A 16,207-nucleotide genomic window follows, 5' to 3' on the forward strand; every position below is an offset into this window, starting at 1 on the left:
CGAAATTCCCTATTCCACTCCGAATTGCACGAGGTCTCCGGGCTGCCCACCTGCGTAGACCACCACGTCGACCCCGGGATGCGCACCCGTCACGTACTCGGCGAGCCGATCACCGAAGTCCGCCGACGCCTGAGCCCCGACGAGCACCGTCACCATCTCTCCGCCGGTGGCCAGAAGCTGATCGAGCAGACGGCACCCCGCGTCGAGCGGGCGCGCGGCAACGATCACCACCTCTTGCCCCGCCAGGCCGATGCTGTCGCCCGGCTCGCACATACCCACCCACGTGAGCGACCGCTCCTGCGCGATCCGCAGTGAACCCCACCTGGTTCCCGCCGCCGCCTCGGACATCGTGAACGCATCGTCGACCGCGGCCCTGGCGACGTCGTGCACCGCGAGCGCAGCCAGTCCCTGCACCATCGCCGAGCACGGCAGCATCATCACGTCCTTGCCGTCGGCTCGGGCCGCGGCGCCGACGGCAACCAGTTCTTGCGCCGACAGCGCCCCGTTCGGCAACACCAACACCTCGCGATGCTTGGCTGCGACAATTGCTCGCTGCAGTACCGAGGAGTCGATCGGCTCGTCACACCGCACCACCGTCGCGCCTTCCTGAACGTAGAGATCAGCGGCACCGTCACCGGCAACCAGCGCCAAAATATCGCGTCCCACCGACAACGCCGGTCCACGGCGTGCGTCGCCGCCGACCCCAGCATCGAACTCGGCCAAGCCGAAGCACGAGATACGCACCCCGCGAACGCTTCCGGTGCCGATTCCGCACTCGACGGCAGCACCGGGATCTGCGGTGTGAACGTGCGCAGACCAGGCCCCGGATCCGTCACCGGCAACCACCACCGAGTCGCCGAGATCGGACAGAGCAGCGCGGAGGGCAGTTGCCTGCGCGTCGTCGATCCCGTGGACGACGTAGACCACCTCGTACCCCAGGGGCCGGCCGTGGGTGGACACCGTCACCGTCTCGGGTGATCCGGTACAGCCGTCGGTCGCGTTGGATCCGTCGCCTACGAGTGTCCGTTCACGACTCTGTGGGCGGTGGTAACGCCTGCGCGGCGGGATGCGGCCGGTCACCACTTCGACCAGCGCATCGAAAACGACCGAGAGCCCGAGCGCTCCGGCGTCCACGACCCCGGCCTCGCGGAGTTCGACGAGTTGGTCGGTCGTGCTGTCGAGGGCGCGCGCCGTGGCCTCGGCGATGTCGATCACCAGCGTGGAGAGATCGACGTTGGCGTCGTGCGCCGCAGCATCGCGGTCGGCGGCGGCGAGCACGGTGAGCATCGTGCCCTCGACCGGAACGCTCACCGCATCCGAGACCAGGACCTGCGCGCGTCGCAGCATCGCCTGGATCGACACGGTGTCCAAGGGGCCGTCCGCTGCAGCCTCGGCGACCGCACGCAGCAACTGGGAGACGATCACACCCGAGTTACCGCGGGCACCCGCTACCGCGCCGACGGCCAGTGCACGCCCGATGGCACGGGTGTCCGCGGCGGGTCCGGCCCCTCGCATCGACTCCACCGCGGCCCGGAAGGTGAACATCAGGTTGGTACCGGTGTCCGAGTCGGGGATCGGAAACACGTTGAGCGCATTGATCTCGTCGCACCGGGCAGTGAGGGAATCCACGCACCGGTAGGCCCACCGTCGCAGGGCTGCAGCATCGATCGAATCGAGAACGTCGACCACGTCGAGCAGCCTCCCCCGCGTTGCACCGATACCCTTGTCCGTACTCCGGTCGCGGACAGTGCCCGAAGCTTAGTCGGGCAGGATCGGTGGCGCGCCGCCGTGAGCCCTCACGCAGCGTCTGCCGTGGCGGTTTGGTGATTGCGTGCTGCGCCGCTATTCTTGCAGGGTTGCCTCGAGGCGATCTTCACGCATTGCAATCCTTGCATCTGCTCGTAGTTCGTTTCGATGTCTTCGACCACATGTATCGATCAACATCTATCAAGGAGTTCGCGACTATGGCTGCCGTCTGCGACGTATGCGCCAAGGGGCCCGGCTTCGGTAAGTCGGTCTCGCACTCGCACCGACGGACCAACCGTCGTTGGAACCCGAATATCCAGACCGTTCACGCTCAGGTTGCGCCTGGTAATTCCAAGCGCATGAACGTGTGCACCTCCTGCTTGAAGGCAGGCAAGGTGGTCCGGGGCTGATTTCGGCCTCGCTCTTCGATTTCCTCCACGGCCTCGACTGCGTGCGAGCACTGTGCCCCGCCCCCGGATACTCGGAGGCGGGGCACAGTCGTTCGTGCTCCCGTTCTGTTCTGTTACACAGCCGAGCGGAACCGTGACGAAGATGGCGAATCACGGGCACCGGCCGGTGACACCGGCCGAGCAGTCTCGAACGTATGGCGACCACACGCACACTCTTCGTCTCGGCGCTCGCAATGCTGACGCTCACGGCATGCTCGAATACAGAGCCCGACACGCCGACGGCCGAGCACTACCTGGCCACTCAGCCCGACTCGGGGCCGGCCGGCGGTGAGATAGACGACCGGATAGGCCTCGACAACACCGATCTTCCCGCACTGGCCCGTCTCGACCCCGTTCTGCTGAAAGCGCTGCGCTCCGCTGCTGCCGATGCGACATCGTCCGGAGTGGATGTGTACGTCACCTCCGGATGGCGTTCCGCGGCGTACCAGCAACGCTTGTTCGACGAGGCCGTACGCCGCTACGGCAGCACCGACGAAGCCAGACGATGGGTGCAAACTCCGAACAACTCCAAGCATGTCACCGGACGGGCGGTGGATGTCGGACCGACGGATGCCGCCGACTGGATGAGCCGACACGGCAACGACTACGGCCTGTGCCAGACCTATGCCAACGAAATGTGGCACTTCGAGATGGCGACCACTCCCGGCGACACATGCCCGGTCGCACTCGACGACCCGTCCGACGAACGAGCGGAGGGCCGACGATGACACGGGTCGAACCGAGGCGTCTGGTCGCCGCGCTGGCATTGCTGAACCTGGGAGTCGTCGTCTACTACCTGGGCGTGTTGACGACCGTAGGACAAACGGTGGATCAGGAACTGATGGTGAGCGCCGAAACACTGTCCGGAGACCTCGTGGACGTCTGCGCCGAATTCGTCGACCTCGTCGCACCGGTCTCGGCCGCAGGAGCGGTTCTCGTCGCATTTCTGATCATGTTCAGCGGCAACAGGATTGCCCTGACACTGCGAGTGGGAATCATGACACTCGGACCGATTGCGACGGCCTGGATTCTCAAGTACTCGCTCGATCGACCGAACCTGGACGGCCTCGTCCAGCACAATTCCTTTCCCAGCGGCACCCTCACCTGCGTCACAGCTGTCGTCTGTGCGGTCTACCTCGCAACCGCTCGCCCCTGGCGGATCGTCGTCGCGATCAACGGAGCACTGCTCGTCCTCGGAACTGCCGTGTCGGTCGTCGTCCTGAAATGGCACCGCCCCAGTGACGCGCTCGGCGCGCTGCTGCTCGTCGGATGCTATGCCCTGGCGGTCTCCGCATTTCCGATCAGGATCTCCGACCCCCGACATTCGACGCTGGCCGACCCCGACAACGAACGTCTCGCGCAGGTGTGAGCCCTGTACCCTTGGCCGATCGCGATTGCCCCTACTACACAAGGTCTTCGACATGGTGAACATTCTCTTCGTGGAGGACGATCCAGCTGTGGCCGAAGCAATGACGTTGGGGCTGAATCGACTCGGTCACTGCGTCGACCATCGCCCCGACGGCAACGGTGATCTCGACAACGCGCTCACCGCCGCCGAGATCGTCCTGCTCGACCTCGGTCTCCCCGGAGCCGACGGTTACGAGATCTGTCGACGGATTCGAGCGCAGAGTTCGATCCCGATCATCATCCTCACGGCCCGCTCCGATGACATCGACACCGTCGCGGGTCTGGAAGCCGGTGCGGACGACTACGTGGTCAAACCCGCAAGCCCACGAGTCCTGGACGCTCGTATCAAGGCTGTGGTCAGACGATCGACCGAGACGACACCCGCCGCGGCGACGGCAACGGCAATCGTCGAACAGTACGGCGATGTGACCGTCGACCGTTCGTCGCTACAGGTGAGGAAGGGCGGAACTCTGCTGACGCTGACACCGACCGAGCTTCGCCTCCTGCTCGCCCTGACCGAGAACGTGGGTCACGTGCTCAGCCGAGGCCAATTGTTGTCTGCAGCATGGGATCAGGACTACCTCGGTGACTCCCGGATCGTCGATGCCGCGATCCAGAGACTGCGCGGAAAAATCGAGGACGACCCTGCTGCACCGGCAGCCATCGAAACGGTGCGCGGGTTCGGATATCGATTCGATCCCGGCCCGGCTCGTTGATGCCGTCTCGGCTGCGAGTCGACGGCCTACGTACTCGACTGGTCCTCGTGTTCATCACCATCGTCGTGATCATCGCCGGTGCCACTGCCGGTGTGGTGTCGTTCATGGCGCGATCGTGGATCTACTCCAACGCGCAGGACGTGGCGACGGCGCAGTTCCGCGACGAGCTACGGGATGTCGACGGGGCCCAGGTGACCCGAACGACGGCATCCGAACTGAGACAACTCTTTCCGTCCGACGCGACGTTGCTCGTCGGCGACGACGAAGTGCAACGGGGATCCGTCGACCCGGCCACGCTCTCCCCCGACTTTCTGGCCGGGGTGGACGGTCGCGGAATCATCCGTTTCGTCCGACTCGACTCCGAACGGATCCTGCTGGCCATGTCGGTCCGTGTCTTCCAGTCGAACGACCCGGACGGCGACGAAACCCTCGTCACGGCCGTCGCCATTCGGCCGCTCGAGGGCGTGCAGGACAAGTTCGACGATCTTCTGCGCGCCGTGGCCCTCACCCTGGCGGGCGGAGTACTGGTCAGTGGTCTGCTCGGATTGTGGATCGCCTCGACCCTGGTGCGTCCGCTGCGACGCCTCGATCGGGCCGCTGCCCGCGCCGCCGACGGTGATCTGAGTGTCCGACTCTCCGAGGAGGGCGTGACCGAACTCGCCGAGCTGACGACGACCTTCAACACCATGATCGCCAGAAACGAGACGGTCATTCGCGGGTTGGAGGAGTCGGAAGAGCAGGCGCGCAGGTTCGTCGCCGACGTCTCCCACGAGCTGAGAACTCCGCTGGCAGCACTCGTTCCGGTCGGCGAGATACTCCGAGAGGAAATCCCCCAACTCTCGCCCGATGCGGGAGCAGCCGCCCGAATAGTCAGCGGTGAGATCGGCAAGCTCACTCGCCTCGTCGAGGATCTCATCGAGATGTCTCGTCACGACGCACAACAGGCGCGCCTCGTTCTCGACGACGTAGACCTCGTCGAACTCGTCCGACACTCGCTGACCCGCCGCGGATGGGCGGAGAGCGTCGAACTGCGTGGGCCGGACACTATCGACGCCACCGTGGATCCACGACGCATCGACGTGGTGGTCGCCAACCTCGTGGGTAATGCCCTGCGTCACGGCGAGCCCCCGGTACGCGTGGAGATGCACGCTCGTCCCGAGTGGGTGGACGTGGCAGTGGTCGACCACGGGCCCGGAATATCACCGGAGGACAGCCACGCGATCTTCCGACGGTTCTACAAGGTGGACACCGCTCGTGGACGCAGCGAGGGCAGCGGTCTCGGACTGTCCCTCGCCGCCGAGAACGTGCGCCTGCACGGCGGCACCATCACCGTCGACCGGGTGGATTCGAGCACGGTATTCAGCGTCCAGCTGCCCCGTCTTCGACCCCGGTAGCGATCCTGGCAGAGGGCTCGCGCATCCGTGCCCGAGCACTCCGGCCCCACGGCGGAACAGAAGAGTCGGTTAGAGTCCCGAACGTGACTTATTCGGACGCAGACATTTCCAGCAAGGTCAGCATCGAGGACGGTGTACTGCGCATCGTCGTCGCCACCGAGGCAGGCGGTGCCTCGCTCGACCTCGAAGGCATCGCCGACGGCACCTCGGCCCTCCGCTCCGTCAACGCCGGTACGACCGCAATCGGAAGCGTCCTGCTCATCGGACGGGGACCCAATTTCTGCGCCGGCGGCAATGTACGCGATTTCGCCGGTGCGGCCGATCGCAGTGCCTTCGTCGGTTCCGTCGCAGACACGTTCCATGCTTTCGTTCGTGAACTCGCAGCAGTCAGCGTCCCGATCGTCGCCGGTGTACACGGCTGGGCCGCCGGTGCAGGTATGAGCCTGGTGTGTCTCACCGATATCGCCATCGGCGGACCGTCCACCAAGCTGCGCCCCGCGTACCCCTCGATCGGATTCACTCCGGACGGAGGAATGTCGTGGACGCTGCCCCGCATCGTCGGTTCGGGCCGCGCGATGGACATTCTGCTGAACGACTCGATCATCAACGGCGAGGAGGCAGTTCGTCTCGGGATTCTCAGCCGCCTCGTGGGCGACGACATCGTGGACAGCGAGGCCGAGCGCCTGGCTCGAACCCTCGCCAACGGGCCGACATCAGCGTACAAGGGAATCAAATCGCTGCTACAGGCGTCCGAATCCGCAACTCTGACAGAGCATTTGGACGCCGAAGCCGCATCGATTTCGGCGGCCGCATCCTCGCCGGCCGGACGAGAAGGCGTCGACGCGTTCGTGGAGAAGCGTCGTCCCGATTTCTCCTGATCCGATCACGGCAACGTCCAGTCGATCGGCTCGTCTCCCCCCTCGACCAACAACTCGTTGACTCGACTGAAAGGCTTGGACCCGAAGAACCCGCGTGACGCGGACAGCGGTGACGGGTGCGCAGATTCGATGTACGGCACAGATCCGAGCATCGGCTTCAGAGTCGCAGCGTCGCGTCCCCACAGAATCGCGACGAGACCCGGCGCGTCGGGATTCTCGGATCGCGCGACGAGAGCCCGAATAGCCTGCTCCGTCACCGCTTCCCACCCCTTCTTCCGGTGCGATGCGGCCTGCGACGGTTCGACGGTGAGCACCCTGTTGAGCAGCATCACGCCACGGTCCGACCACGGTGTGAGATCTCCGTTGCTGGGCGTGGGTAACCCCAGGTCGTCGGAGTACTCCTTGAAGATGTTGCTCAAGCTGCGCGGCACGGGCTTTACCTCCGGTGCGACGGAAAAGCTCAGTCCCACTGCATGTCCCGGTGTCGGATACGGATCCTGACCGACGATGAGGACCCGGACACGGTCGAAGGGATAGCGAAACGCGCGCAGAACGTTCTCTCCTGCAGGCAGGTAGTGCCGACCGGCGGCAAGCTCTTCCCGCAGAAAGTCGCCCATCGCGGCAACATTCGACTCGACGGGCGAAAGAGCATCCGCCCACCCCGATTCGACGCTCTCGGCGAGCGGCCGGGGCGTCATCGGTCGATCCGGCGCAGCGCGTCACGGTAGTACGCGGCATTGGCCGAGTACATCTGTACGTTGATGTCCACATGCCCTTCGGGGACCTGGTACCCCTCCCGGATCTTCGCGGGAACACCGAGCGCCATGGAACGTTCGGGAACGACGAACTTGAACGGCACCACTGCTCCCGCCCCGACGATCGAACCCGCCCCGATCTTCGAGCCGTTCAGCACCACCGAGCCCGAGGCGATGAGGCAGTTGTCTCCGATGACCGCACCTTCGACGTGTGCATTGTGCCCGAGTACGCATCCGGAGCCGATCACCGTCGCGTCGATCGGTGTGCAGTGCACCACGGTCCCGTCCTGGACGTTGGTCCCCGCGCCGATGGTGATGGTGCCGTAATCCGCCCGCAGAACTGCGGTGGGCCACACGGACGATCCGGCCGCGAGGGTCACCGCTCCGATGACGACCGCGTCGGGGTGGACGTAGGCGTCGGGATGAATGTCGGGTTCACGATCACCGAGTGCGTAGATAGCCATCCCAGCAACTTAGCCGACTCGATCGGACGCCGGCCGCGTTCACTCGCTCTCGAAGCTCGTCCACCCCGATCTACCCGAATGAACGCGTCCGTCGACCGTCACCCGACTCGCCCGGTCGTCAACGACGTGCTCGACACGGCCGATCACCGTCCATTCCGCCGGAACGGCACTGTGATCGCCGAACGTTCCTACGAGAGCATGGTCCTCACCGCCCGTGAGTACCCAATCCAGCGGATCGACTCCCATTACCGTTGCTGCCGAACGCAATTCGACTGGAATTTCCAACAGCTCGGGATCGATGTCCATTCGGACGTTCGACGCATCGGCTATGTGGCCCAGATCGGACAGCAATCCATCGGAGACGTCGGTGAGTGACGTCGCGCCGGCCTCGGCGGCCCCGACCCCGGCGCGGTACGGCGGGACGGGAACTCGGTGTGCGTCGAGCACAGCGTCGTGGCCCGTTCTGTCCGTGTCCGCAAGCAGTAGAGCCAGTCCGGCGGCCGACCAGCCGAGTCGCCCCGCGTAAGCGATCACGTCACCGACACGCGCGCCCGATCGCAGCACCGGCGCCCTGCCCTGCAGATCACCGAGGGCGGTGACCGAGATCACCAGCTCTGGTGACTGCACCACATCGCCACCGACGATGGCCGATCCCGCGGCCACCGCCTCGAGCCACATGCCCTCGTTGAGGCCGTCGGTCACACGCACCGGCGTATCGGCCGGGCATCCGAGAGAGACGAGAAAACCCGAGCACCGAGCGCCCATCGCGGCGATGTCCGCGCCGTTCTGCGCGATCGCCTTGCGGCCGATCTGCACCGGACTGGACCAGTCCAGCCGAAAATGCCTGCCGTGCACCAACATATCCGTCGATGCCGCGATTCTTCCGTCGGGCGCGGCGACGACGGCCGCGTCGTCACCGGGCCCGACGATGGTCGACGGAGGTTGCACGCGGTCTGCGACGGCGCGGGAGATCACTTCGAATTCGCCGATCTGCGCGACGGTGGGTTCGGCGTCTGCGGCCGACTCGGTGCCGGGGTCGTCGATGATGTTCCTCCTCGAGAACGCGGTGCGTGCGCGACGGACTCGCGCGGAGCGCGTGGCCCGCCTGCGGTACCTTTCAGAGGCGGCCGGGACAGCACCGACGCTGCAGGTTACGTGCACAGAGAACGTAGTCGACCCAATTTACAGTCGAGAAGTCCGGCAGGGAAAGGGACCACCGATGGTGCAAGCATTCGTTCTCGTTCAGACCGAGGTGGGCCGCGCGAGGGCCGTCGCGCAGCAGATCGAGGCCGTCGACGGAGTGGTCTCCGCGGAGGCCGTCGTCGGGCCCTACGACGTCATCGTGCGCGCCGACGGTGCATCCGACGCCGAGGTCGCCGAGATCGTCTCCCGCATCCAGAAGGTGGACGCCATCACTCGGACTCTCACCTGTCCGGTCGCTCCGCAGCCGACCGCATCGGTCGGATAGCTCGTGAGCTCGACCGACGCAGGCAACGACGCCCACGACGACAACACCGACGGCAAGACCGACACCGACGGCACCCGCGAACAACGACACCCCGCCTTGATAGCCACCGCGATCGCGTTGCCGGTTGCGCTGGTGGTCGGAGTTCTGGTCGCCGCGATTGCGGTGAACCGTTCGCCGGTCCACGATCCGGTCGCGTTGGGCCCGGTCGACTCCCCGGACGCCACGAGTGCGCAATGTGCGTCGTTACTCGACGCCCTGCCCGAGGACCTGGGCGACTACACCGCAGCCGAGCTGGCCGACCCTGCGCCGGCCGGGGTTCGCGCGTGGGTCTCGGCCGAGGAGAACGCCGAGCCGGTCGTGCTGCGCTGCGGCCTGACCCGTCCGGTCGGGTTCGATGTGGCTGCGCCGCTTCAGGTCATCGACGGCGTCCAATGGTTCGAAGTGTCCGGGGAGGACGACGGAATCGACGCCAGCACATGGTTCGTCGTCGATCGAGGTGTCTACATCGCCCTGACCATTCCGGGTGATTCCGGTCCGACGCCCCTGCAGGATGCGTCATCGGCAGTGTCGAACGCACTACCCCAGCAAGCCCTCGATCCGGCTCCGTTGCAGTAGCGGACGGAACTAGCGCAATCCCGTCCCGCGGGCGAGCGCAGTGTCGATCAGGGTGGTGATCAGCGTCGGGTAGTCGACACCGGATTCCGCCCACATCTTGGGGTACATCGAGATGGAGGTGAATCCGGGCATCGTGTTGATCTCGTTGATGACCGGGCCGTCTTCGGTGACGAAGAAGTCCACTCGCGCCAGCCCCTGACAGTCCAGCGCCCGGAAAGCGGCAACGGCGAGTTCGCGGATGCGGTCGCTGGTCGCATCGTCGAGAGCAGCCGGGATGTCGAACTCGCTGACATCGTCGAGGTACTTGGTGTCGAAGTCGTAGAACGCGTGATCGTCGACCTCCGCATCCGGAATGCGGATTTCGGCAATGGCGCTCGCGCGCACGGTTCCGTCCGGAAATTCGAGGACCCCGCACTCGACCTCACGGCCGTGGATCATTCCTTCGACGATCACTTTGGGGTCGTGTTCACGCGCGACGGCTATCGCGGCGTCCAATTGATCCCAACCGGTGATCCGGGAGATACCGATCGACGATCCGCCTCTGGCCGGTTTGACGAACGCGGGCAACCCGATCCGGTCCCGCTCGACTGTGGTGAGGTTGTCGGCACCGCGGCGAAGTACGACCTGGCGACCGATCGGAAGCCCTTCGGCACCGAGCAGTTTCTTGGTGAATTCCTTGTCCATTCCGGCCGCGCTGGCCAACACCCCTGGCCCGACGTACGGGACGCCCGCCAACTCGAGCAGGCCCTGCAGCGTTCCATCCTCGCCGTACGGCCCGTGCAGTACCGGGAACACCACGTCGACAGATGTGAAGACCGTTGCGCCGTCTCCCTCGCCGAGAGCGATCAGCGCACCGGCGTGGCCCGGGTCGGTACTGAGGGTCAGTGCCGCACCGGCCTTGTCCACGGTGGGCAGCACCCGGTCGTGAATCGTCAGTGCACCGGCATCGGAGGAGCCGAGAACCCAGGCACCGTCCGGGGTGATGCCCACCGGGACCACCTCGTACTTGGCCGGATCGAGATTCTGCAGCACGCTACCTGCCGATACACAGGACACGGCGTGCTCGCTGCTGCGGCCACCGAAGACGACGGCGACTTTGATGCGGGGAGTACTCACGATGAGAAACCGTACCGTCGCTACCCGCTCGGCGCGGATTCGCCCTGTCGGTCGCGAGCGCGCGAACTTTGCCTCACTCGGGCTTGATACGTCGTCCCAACAGGTGACCGACCGCGTCCGGAACGGACATGCCCCCGTGACACACCCGGTGCACCGCATCGGTCAGCGGCATCTCCACGTCGTAGCTCTCGGCTAGCGCACGCACCGACGTGCAGGACTTCACACCCTCGGCAACCTGTCCGTGCGCTGCTTCCTGCGCGCTTTCGAGGGAACCACCCGAACCGAGGCGCTCACCGAACGTGCGGTTGCGCGAGAGGGGCGACGAACACGTGGCGACGAGGTCGCCTACGCCGGCCAGACCGGACAACGTCGACGGCTTGGCACCGAGTGCTACGCCGAGTCGGATGATCTCGGCCAAACCCCTGGTCATGATCGATGCGAGTGTGTTCTCTCCGTATCCGACGCCACTGGCCATCCCGCACGCGAGGGCGATGACGTTCTTGCAGGCTCCACCGATCTCGGCCCCGATGACATCGGAGTTCGTGTACGGCCGGAAGTAACCGGTGGCGCAGGACTTCTGGATCTCGAGGGCACGCTGGGAGTCCGAGCATGCGATGACGGTCGCGGCAGGCTGCCCCTCGGCGATCGGGCGCGCAAGGTTGGGCCCGGACAGACACGCCACCCGACTCGGATCTGCTCCGGTGACCTGAGCGATCACCTGGCTCATGCGCATGAGCGTGCCGGTCTCGATTCCCTTGGCCAACGACAGCAGTGTTGCGTGCGGCGGGATCGAGTCGGTCCACTCCCCCAGGTTGGCCCGCAGACTCTGCGACGGCACGGCCAACACCACGATGTCGGCTCCGTCGAGAGCACGAGCGGGATCGCTCGATGCGTGAATCGACGAGGGCAGCTCGATCCCCGGAAGGTAGTCCTTGTTCTCGTGGCCGTCGGTGATGGATGCAGCGAGCTCGTCACGGCGGGCCCACATCGTGACGTCGGTCCCGGCATCGGCCAGCACTTTGGCGAATGCCGTTCCCCACGACCCCGAACCCATCACCGCTGCTCTGCTCATGCCGCCAACCCCTCACCTGCTTGCCGATGCCCTCGTTCTTCGCGCGGCATCACCCTAACTCGCACACCGGCTCGGGCGGTCGGAGTCGGCACAGATCCGCGACGCTGGCAGGATCGAGCACCATGGGTGCACACCGACTCGACGACGGCGACCGAGTGGCCGCGTCGTCCGACCCTGCCCGCCGCGTTGTCGCCGTCCTCATCGCGGTGAAGGATCTCGCGGCGGCGAAGTCGCGGTTGGCGGCGGACTTCTCGGGTTCCGAGCGAACAAGTTTGGTGCTCGCGATGCTCAGCGACACCGTGGCCGCCGCAGACGCCGTATCGGTGGTGGATTCGGTCACGGTGGTCACCCCTGATCCCCTCGTCGCAGAGACCGCCCGCAGAATCGGCGCGCGAGTGTTCGACGAGCCGGTCGTCGATCCCGCACAGCCACCGGACGCACGTCTCAACCACGCGTTCGCGTCCGCGGCGGCCGTGTTGCGACGCGCAGAGGTCGTCGGCCGGCGACGAGAGCACGATGACGACGCCCGGATCGACATCATTGCGCTGCAAGCCGACCTCCCGGCCATGCGTCCCGCCGAACTCGCTCAGGCATACGCTGTTGCGCCTCGCGGAGGCCGATCACTGGTGGTCGATCACCACGGCACCGGTACCGCCGCGTTGATCCTCAAGGACTCCCCCGGCGATCTCGCACCACTGTTCGGGGTGGATTCCGCACGCCGCCATGCCGAGTCAGGCGCACAGAAGCTCGACGGCACCTGGCCGGGTCTGCGGCTCGACGTCGACACTGCGGTGGACGTCCGCAGTGCACACCGGCTCGGGGTCGGACCCGCAACGGCTGCCGTCCTGCGCGCGCTCGGTTGGAGTGACGACGCATCGGCGACAACTGCGTGACCGAGTTTCGCCCATCGGAGTTTCACCCACGCCGGGTATGAGGGATGATCGTCCGGTGAGCAGAGACGACGCGCAGCCGGCCAACGAAGATCCGTCGAGGGAGACTGGGGAAGGCACCGGTTCGGAGCCGGTCTGGAGCGCTCCGATCGCAGCGACGATGCCGAGCATCCCCTCCGCGCTACCGGCCGCCACACCGGAGTCGGTGGACATCACCACCGTGCTCCCCGAAAATCGCTATCTCAATCGGGAATTGAGCTGGCTCGACTTCAATTCACGTGTCCTCGCTCTGGCGGAGGACTCGTCGCTCCCCCTGCTGGAACGGGCAAAGTTTCTCGCGATCTACGCGTCGAACCTCGACGAGTTCTACATGGTTCGAGTGGCCGGTCTCAAACGTCGCGACGAAACCGGTCTTTCGGTTCGATCCGCGGACGGTATGACTCCGCGCGAACAGCTCGCGGTGATCGGCCAGCGAACCCAGGAGCTCGCGCTCAAACATGCGCGAGTACTGCTGGATTCGATTCTGCCGGAGCTCACCGCAGAAGGCATCGCGATCATCCGGTGGTCGGATCTGGACAGCGACGAACGTGCCCGGCTCTCGGACTACTTCACCGAACAGGTCTTCCCAGTGCTCACACCACTGGCCGTCGACCCCGCTCACCCGTTCCCCTACATCAGCGGCCTGAGCCTCAATCTCGCTGTGACGGTTAAGGATTACTCCACAACCGGTGAGCATTTCGCTCGCGTGAAGGTCCCCGACAACGTCGATCGCTTCGTGCGGGTCAAGCGCGGCGAAGGCTCGCACCGCATCGACGCGTTTCTGTCGATGGAGGAGTTGATCTCGGCGCACCTCGACGTACTCTTCCCCGGCATGCAGGTCGTCGAGTCTCACGCGTTCCGCATCACGCGCAACGCCGATTTCGAGGTCGAGGAAGACCGCGACGAGGATCTGCTTCAGGCGCTCGAGCGCGAGCTGGCCCGTAGGCGTTTCGGCTCACCGGTCCGCCTCGAGATCGCCGACGACATGACCGAGCACATGCTCGAATTGCTGCTGCGTGAACTCGATGTCGACCCCGGCGACGTCATCCAGGTACCCGGACTGCTCGATCTGTCGTGCCTGTGGCAGGTCTACAGCGTCGACCGTCCCAATCTGAAGGACGCACCCTTCGTTCCGGCGACCCACCCGGCGTTCGGCGAGCGCGAGACCCCCAAGAGCGTCTTCTCGACGCTGCGCGACGGCGATGTCCTGGTGCATCATCCGTACGATTCGTTCTCCACCAGCGTCCAACGCTTCATCGAGCAGGCAGCGGCCGACCCGCAGGTGCTCGCCATCAAGCAGACGTTGTATCGCACGTCGGGAGATTCCCCGATCGTCAATGCGCTCGTCGATGCAGCCGGTGCGGGCAAACAGGTGGTTGCACTGGTCGAGATCAAGGCACGTTTCGACGAGCAGGCCAACATCGAATGGGCGCGCAAGCTGGAAAAGGCAGGCGTGCACGTGGTGTACGGCCTCGTCGGCCTCAAGACGCACTGCAAGACCTGCCTCGTGGTGCGCCGAGAGGGGTCGGTCATTCGCCGGTACTGCCACATCGGAACCGGTAACTACAACCCCAAGACAGCGCGCATCTACGAGGACGTCGGTTTGTTCACGTCGTCCCCGGAGATCGGTGCCGACCTCACCGATCTGTTCAACTCGCTCACCGGATACTCACGAAAGTCCAAGTACCGCAACCTACTCGTGGCACCGTACGGAGTGCGCCGCGGCATCGTCGAACGCATCGAAGCCGAGGTCGAACACCTCAAGCAGGGACGTGCGGCGGGGATTCGTCTCAAGGCGAACGCGTTGGTCGACGAGCAGGTCATCGATGCGCTCTACCGCGCGTCCATCGCAGGCGTCCCGGTCAAGGTGGTGGTTCGCGGTATCTGCGCGCTCAAGCCGGGAGTTCCAGGACTGTCGGAGAACATCGAGGTTCGCTCCATCCTGGGCAGGTTCCTCGAACACTCGCGAGTTCTGCATTTTCAGGGCGCCGACGAGTTCTGGATCGGCAGTGCGGACATGATGCACCGCAACCTCGATCGCCGAGTCGAGGTGATGGCCCAGGTCAAGGACACACGACTGGCGAACCAACTGAGCGAGATCTTCGACTCCGCCCTCGATCCCACCACGCGCTGCTGGGAGTTGGGACCGGACGGCGGCTGGGTCGCTTCACCCGCGCAGGGTGAGACAGTCCGTGAGCATCAGGTGGAGTTGATGCGTAGCCGGAGGAATCAGGCGTCCTGATGGGAACCTCCGATGGCTCCCCTCGCGCCAACATCTTTGCGGCCGGCTCTGTTCTGTGGCGAAAATCTCCGCGCAGCGACGGTTCCGTCGAGATCGCGTTGGTACACAGGCCGAAGTACGACGACTGGTCGTTCCCCAAGGGAAAGCTCGATCCCGGAGAGACCGCTGTCGATGCGGCAGTCCGAGAAGTCAAGGAAGAGACCGGATTCGACTCGCGACTGGGCCGGTCACTGTCCTACGTCACGTACCCGATCCCGGGCCACCGCCGGATGAAGAAGGTCCTCTACTGGGCGGCGGAAGCTACCGGCGGCGAGTTCGTCCCCAACGAAGAGGTGGACGAGGTGCGCTGGATAACACCCGCAGACATCGGCCGCGAACTCTCGTATCCCATGGACCACAAGATTCTTCGCCGGTTCGTGGCCAAACCTGCCGACACCTCGACGGTTCTGCTGGTCCGTCACGGCAGCGCCGGCTCGCGCTCGCGGTACAAGGGCAACGACGTCGATCGCCCGCTCGACAAGACCGGACGACGTCAGGCCGAGTCACTGGTCTCGCTGCTTCGGGCATTCGGGGGCGACGCGGTGTACGCGGCCGACCGTGCCCGGTGTGTTCAGACGGTCGCTCCGTTCGCAGAATCGTTGGGAGCGGAGATCGTCCCGGAGCACCTGCTGTCCGAGGAGGGGTATGCCGATGACCCGCGCAAGGGGCGTCATCGCGCTCGCGACATAGCCGAACTGCCCGGCACGCCCGTTGTCTGCAGCCAGGGCAAGGTGATCCCCGACCTGATGCGCTGGTGGGCCGAAAAGGACGGGATCACGTTGCCAGCCAACAGGAATCGAAAAGGCAGCGTGTGGGTGCTCTCGCGTCACGACGGCAGGCTCGTTGCGGCCGACCACATTGCCAGCCCCCTACCCACCCTCATTTCCGGCACCTAGGGGACGCAACACGAACGACAA

The 16,207-nt window shown here is 65.3% G+C and carries 17 protein-coding genes; 11 read left to right on the top strand and 6 right to left on the bottom strand.

The window, feature by feature from the left end:
• Nucleotides 1-9 precede the first annotated feature (9 nt).
• On the bottom strand, nucleotides 10-1,689 hold the full coding sequence (locus CH286_RS24040; RefSeq protein ID WP_094610560.1) for a DAK2 domain-containing protein: 1,680 nt from the start codon (nucleotides 1,687-1,689) through the stop codon (nucleotides 10-12).
• A 275-nt stretch (nucleotides 1,690-1,964) separates the two neighbouring features.
• On the opposite strand from CH286_RS24040, the gene rpmB reads away from it, so the two are divergent.
• The 6 genes from rpmB to CH286_RS24070 all read left to right on the top strand — a co-directional run bounded on the left by rpmB (nucleotide 1,965) and on the right by CH286_RS24070 (nucleotide 6,590).
• Nucleotides 1,965-2,156 (top strand): 50S ribosomal protein L28, encoded by a 192-nt coding sequence (gene rpmB, locus CH286_RS24045; protein WP_008717389.1) that lies wholly within the window; start codon nucleotides 1,965-1,967, stop codon nucleotides 2,154-2,156.
• 194 nt (nucleotides 2,157-2,350) lie between these two features.
• Complete coding sequence (locus tag CH286_RS24050) at nucleotides 2,351-2,923, top strand: M15 family metallopeptidase (protein ID WP_094610561.1); 573 nt, start codon at nucleotides 2,351-2,353, stop codon at nucleotides 2,921-2,923.
• Complete coding sequence (locus CH286_RS24055) at nucleotides 2,920-3,564, top strand: phosphatase PAP2 family protein (protein WP_032403169.1); 645 nt, start codon at nucleotides 2,920-2,922, stop codon at nucleotides 3,562-3,564. Before CH286_RS24050 ends, CH286_RS24055 begins: the two co-directional genes overlap by 4 nt.
• A gap of 52 nt (nucleotides 3,565-3,616) precedes the next feature.
• Entirely contained in the window at nucleotides 3,617-4,318 is a 702-nt protein-coding gene (locus CH286_RS24060) for a response regulator transcription factor (protein WP_094610562.1), read from the top strand.
• Nucleotides 4,319-4,365: 47 nt separating this feature from the next.
• Nucleotides 4,366-5,712, top strand: a complete 1,347-nt coding sequence (locus CH286_RS24065; RefSeq protein ID WP_249305479.1) for a sensor histidine kinase — start codon at nucleotides 4,366-4,368, stop codon at nucleotides 5,710-5,712.
• 83 nt (nucleotides 5,713-5,795) lie between these two features.
• Nucleotides 5,796-6,590 (top strand): enoyl-CoA hydratase/isomerase family protein, encoded by a 795-nt coding sequence (locus CH286_RS24070; protein WP_176458333.1) that lies wholly within the window; start codon nucleotides 5,796-5,798, stop codon nucleotides 6,588-6,590.
• 5 nt (nucleotides 6,591-6,595) lie between these two features.
• On the opposite strand, the gene CH286_RS24075 is transcribed toward CH286_RS24070, so the two are convergent.
• From CH286_RS24075 to CH286_RS24085, 3 genes are read right to left on the bottom strand one after another with little or no spacing between them, the layout of a single operon-like run.
• Nucleotides 6,596-7,288 carry a uracil-DNA glycosylase gene (locus CH286_RS24075; protein ID WP_037155614.1) on the bottom strand — a complete coding sequence of 231 codons (693 nt, stop codon included), beginning with the start codon at nucleotides 7,286-7,288 and terminating at the stop codon, nucleotides 6,596-6,598.
• A complete protein-coding gene (locus tag CH286_RS24080; protein ID WP_032377016.1) occupies nucleotides 7,285-7,809 on the bottom strand; it encodes a gamma carbonic anhydrase family protein in 525 nt (174 codons plus the stop codon). Before CH286_RS24080 ends, CH286_RS24075 begins: the two co-directional genes overlap by 4 nt.
• Nucleotides 7,810-7,848: 39 nt before the next feature.
• Nucleotides 7,849-8,970 (bottom strand): thiamine-phosphate kinase, encoded by a 1,122-nt coding sequence (locus CH286_RS24085; RefSeq protein WP_441347138.1) that lies wholly within the window; start codon nucleotides 8,968-8,970, stop codon nucleotides 7,849-7,851.
• 58 nt (nucleotides 8,971-9,028) lie between these two features.
• On the opposite strand from CH286_RS24085, the gene CH286_RS24090 reads away from it, so the two are divergent.
• The gene (locus CH286_RS24090) at nucleotides 9,029-9,277 is read left to right on the top strand and encodes an Lrp/AsnC ligand binding domain-containing protein (RefSeq protein ID WP_032377015.1); all 249 of its coding nucleotides are present in this window, start codon (nucleotides 9,029-9,031) and stop codon (nucleotides 9,275-9,277) included.
• Between the two features lie 3 nt (nucleotides 9,278-9,280).
• A complete protein-coding gene (locus tag CH286_RS24095; RefSeq protein WP_094610563.1) occupies nucleotides 9,281-9,892 on the top strand; it encodes a DUF3515 domain-containing protein in 612 nt (203 codons plus the stop codon).
• A gap of 9 nt (nucleotides 9,893-9,901) precedes the next feature.
• Here the strand turns inward: CH286_RS24095 and CH286_RS24100 are convergent, their stop codons facing one another.
• Together CH286_RS24100 and CH286_RS24105 are read right to left on the bottom strand one after the other, a co-directional pair.
• Complete coding sequence (locus CH286_RS24100; RefSeq protein WP_032403163.1) at nucleotides 9,902-11,008, bottom strand: D-alanine--D-alanine ligase family protein; 1,107 nt, start codon at nucleotides 11,006-11,008, stop codon at nucleotides 9,902-9,904.
• A gap of 73 nt (nucleotides 11,009-11,081) precedes the next feature.
• Nucleotides 11,082-12,080, bottom strand: a complete 999-nt coding sequence (locus CH286_RS24105) for an NAD(P)H-dependent glycerol-3-phosphate dehydrogenase (protein WP_032403162.1) — start codon at nucleotides 12,078-12,080, stop codon at nucleotides 11,082-11,084.
• Between the two features lie 122 nt (nucleotides 12,081-12,202).
• Here CH286_RS24105 and cofC point away from each other — a divergent pair, with 122 nt between their 5' ends.
• The 3 genes from cofC (at nucleotide 12,203) to CH286_RS24120 (ending at nucleotide 16,186) form a co-directional block, all read left to right on the top strand.
• Nucleotides 12,203-12,973 carry a 2-phospho-L-lactate guanylyltransferase gene (gene cofC, locus CH286_RS24110; RefSeq protein WP_094610564.1) on the top strand — a complete coding sequence of 257 codons (771 nt, stop codon included), beginning with the start codon at nucleotides 12,203-12,205 and terminating at the stop codon, nucleotides 12,971-12,973.
• Between the two features lie 157 nt (nucleotides 12,974-13,130).
• A complete protein-coding gene (locus CH286_RS24115; protein WP_230592509.1) occupies nucleotides 13,131-15,251 on the top strand; it encodes an RNA degradosome polyphosphate kinase in 2,121 nt (706 codons plus the stop codon).
• Entirely contained in the window at nucleotides 15,251-16,186 is a 936-nt protein-coding gene (locus tag CH286_RS24120; RefSeq protein ID WP_094610565.1) for an NUDIX hydrolase, read from the top strand. Before CH286_RS24115 ends, CH286_RS24120 begins: the two co-directional genes overlap by 1 nt.
• Nucleotides 16,187-16,207: the final 21 nt, after the last annotated feature.

This window comes from Rhodococcus sp. WWJCD1, from assembly GCF_002258735.1.
GTDB lineage: Bacteria > Actinomycetota > Actinomycetes > Mycobacteriales > Mycobacteriaceae > Rhodococcoides.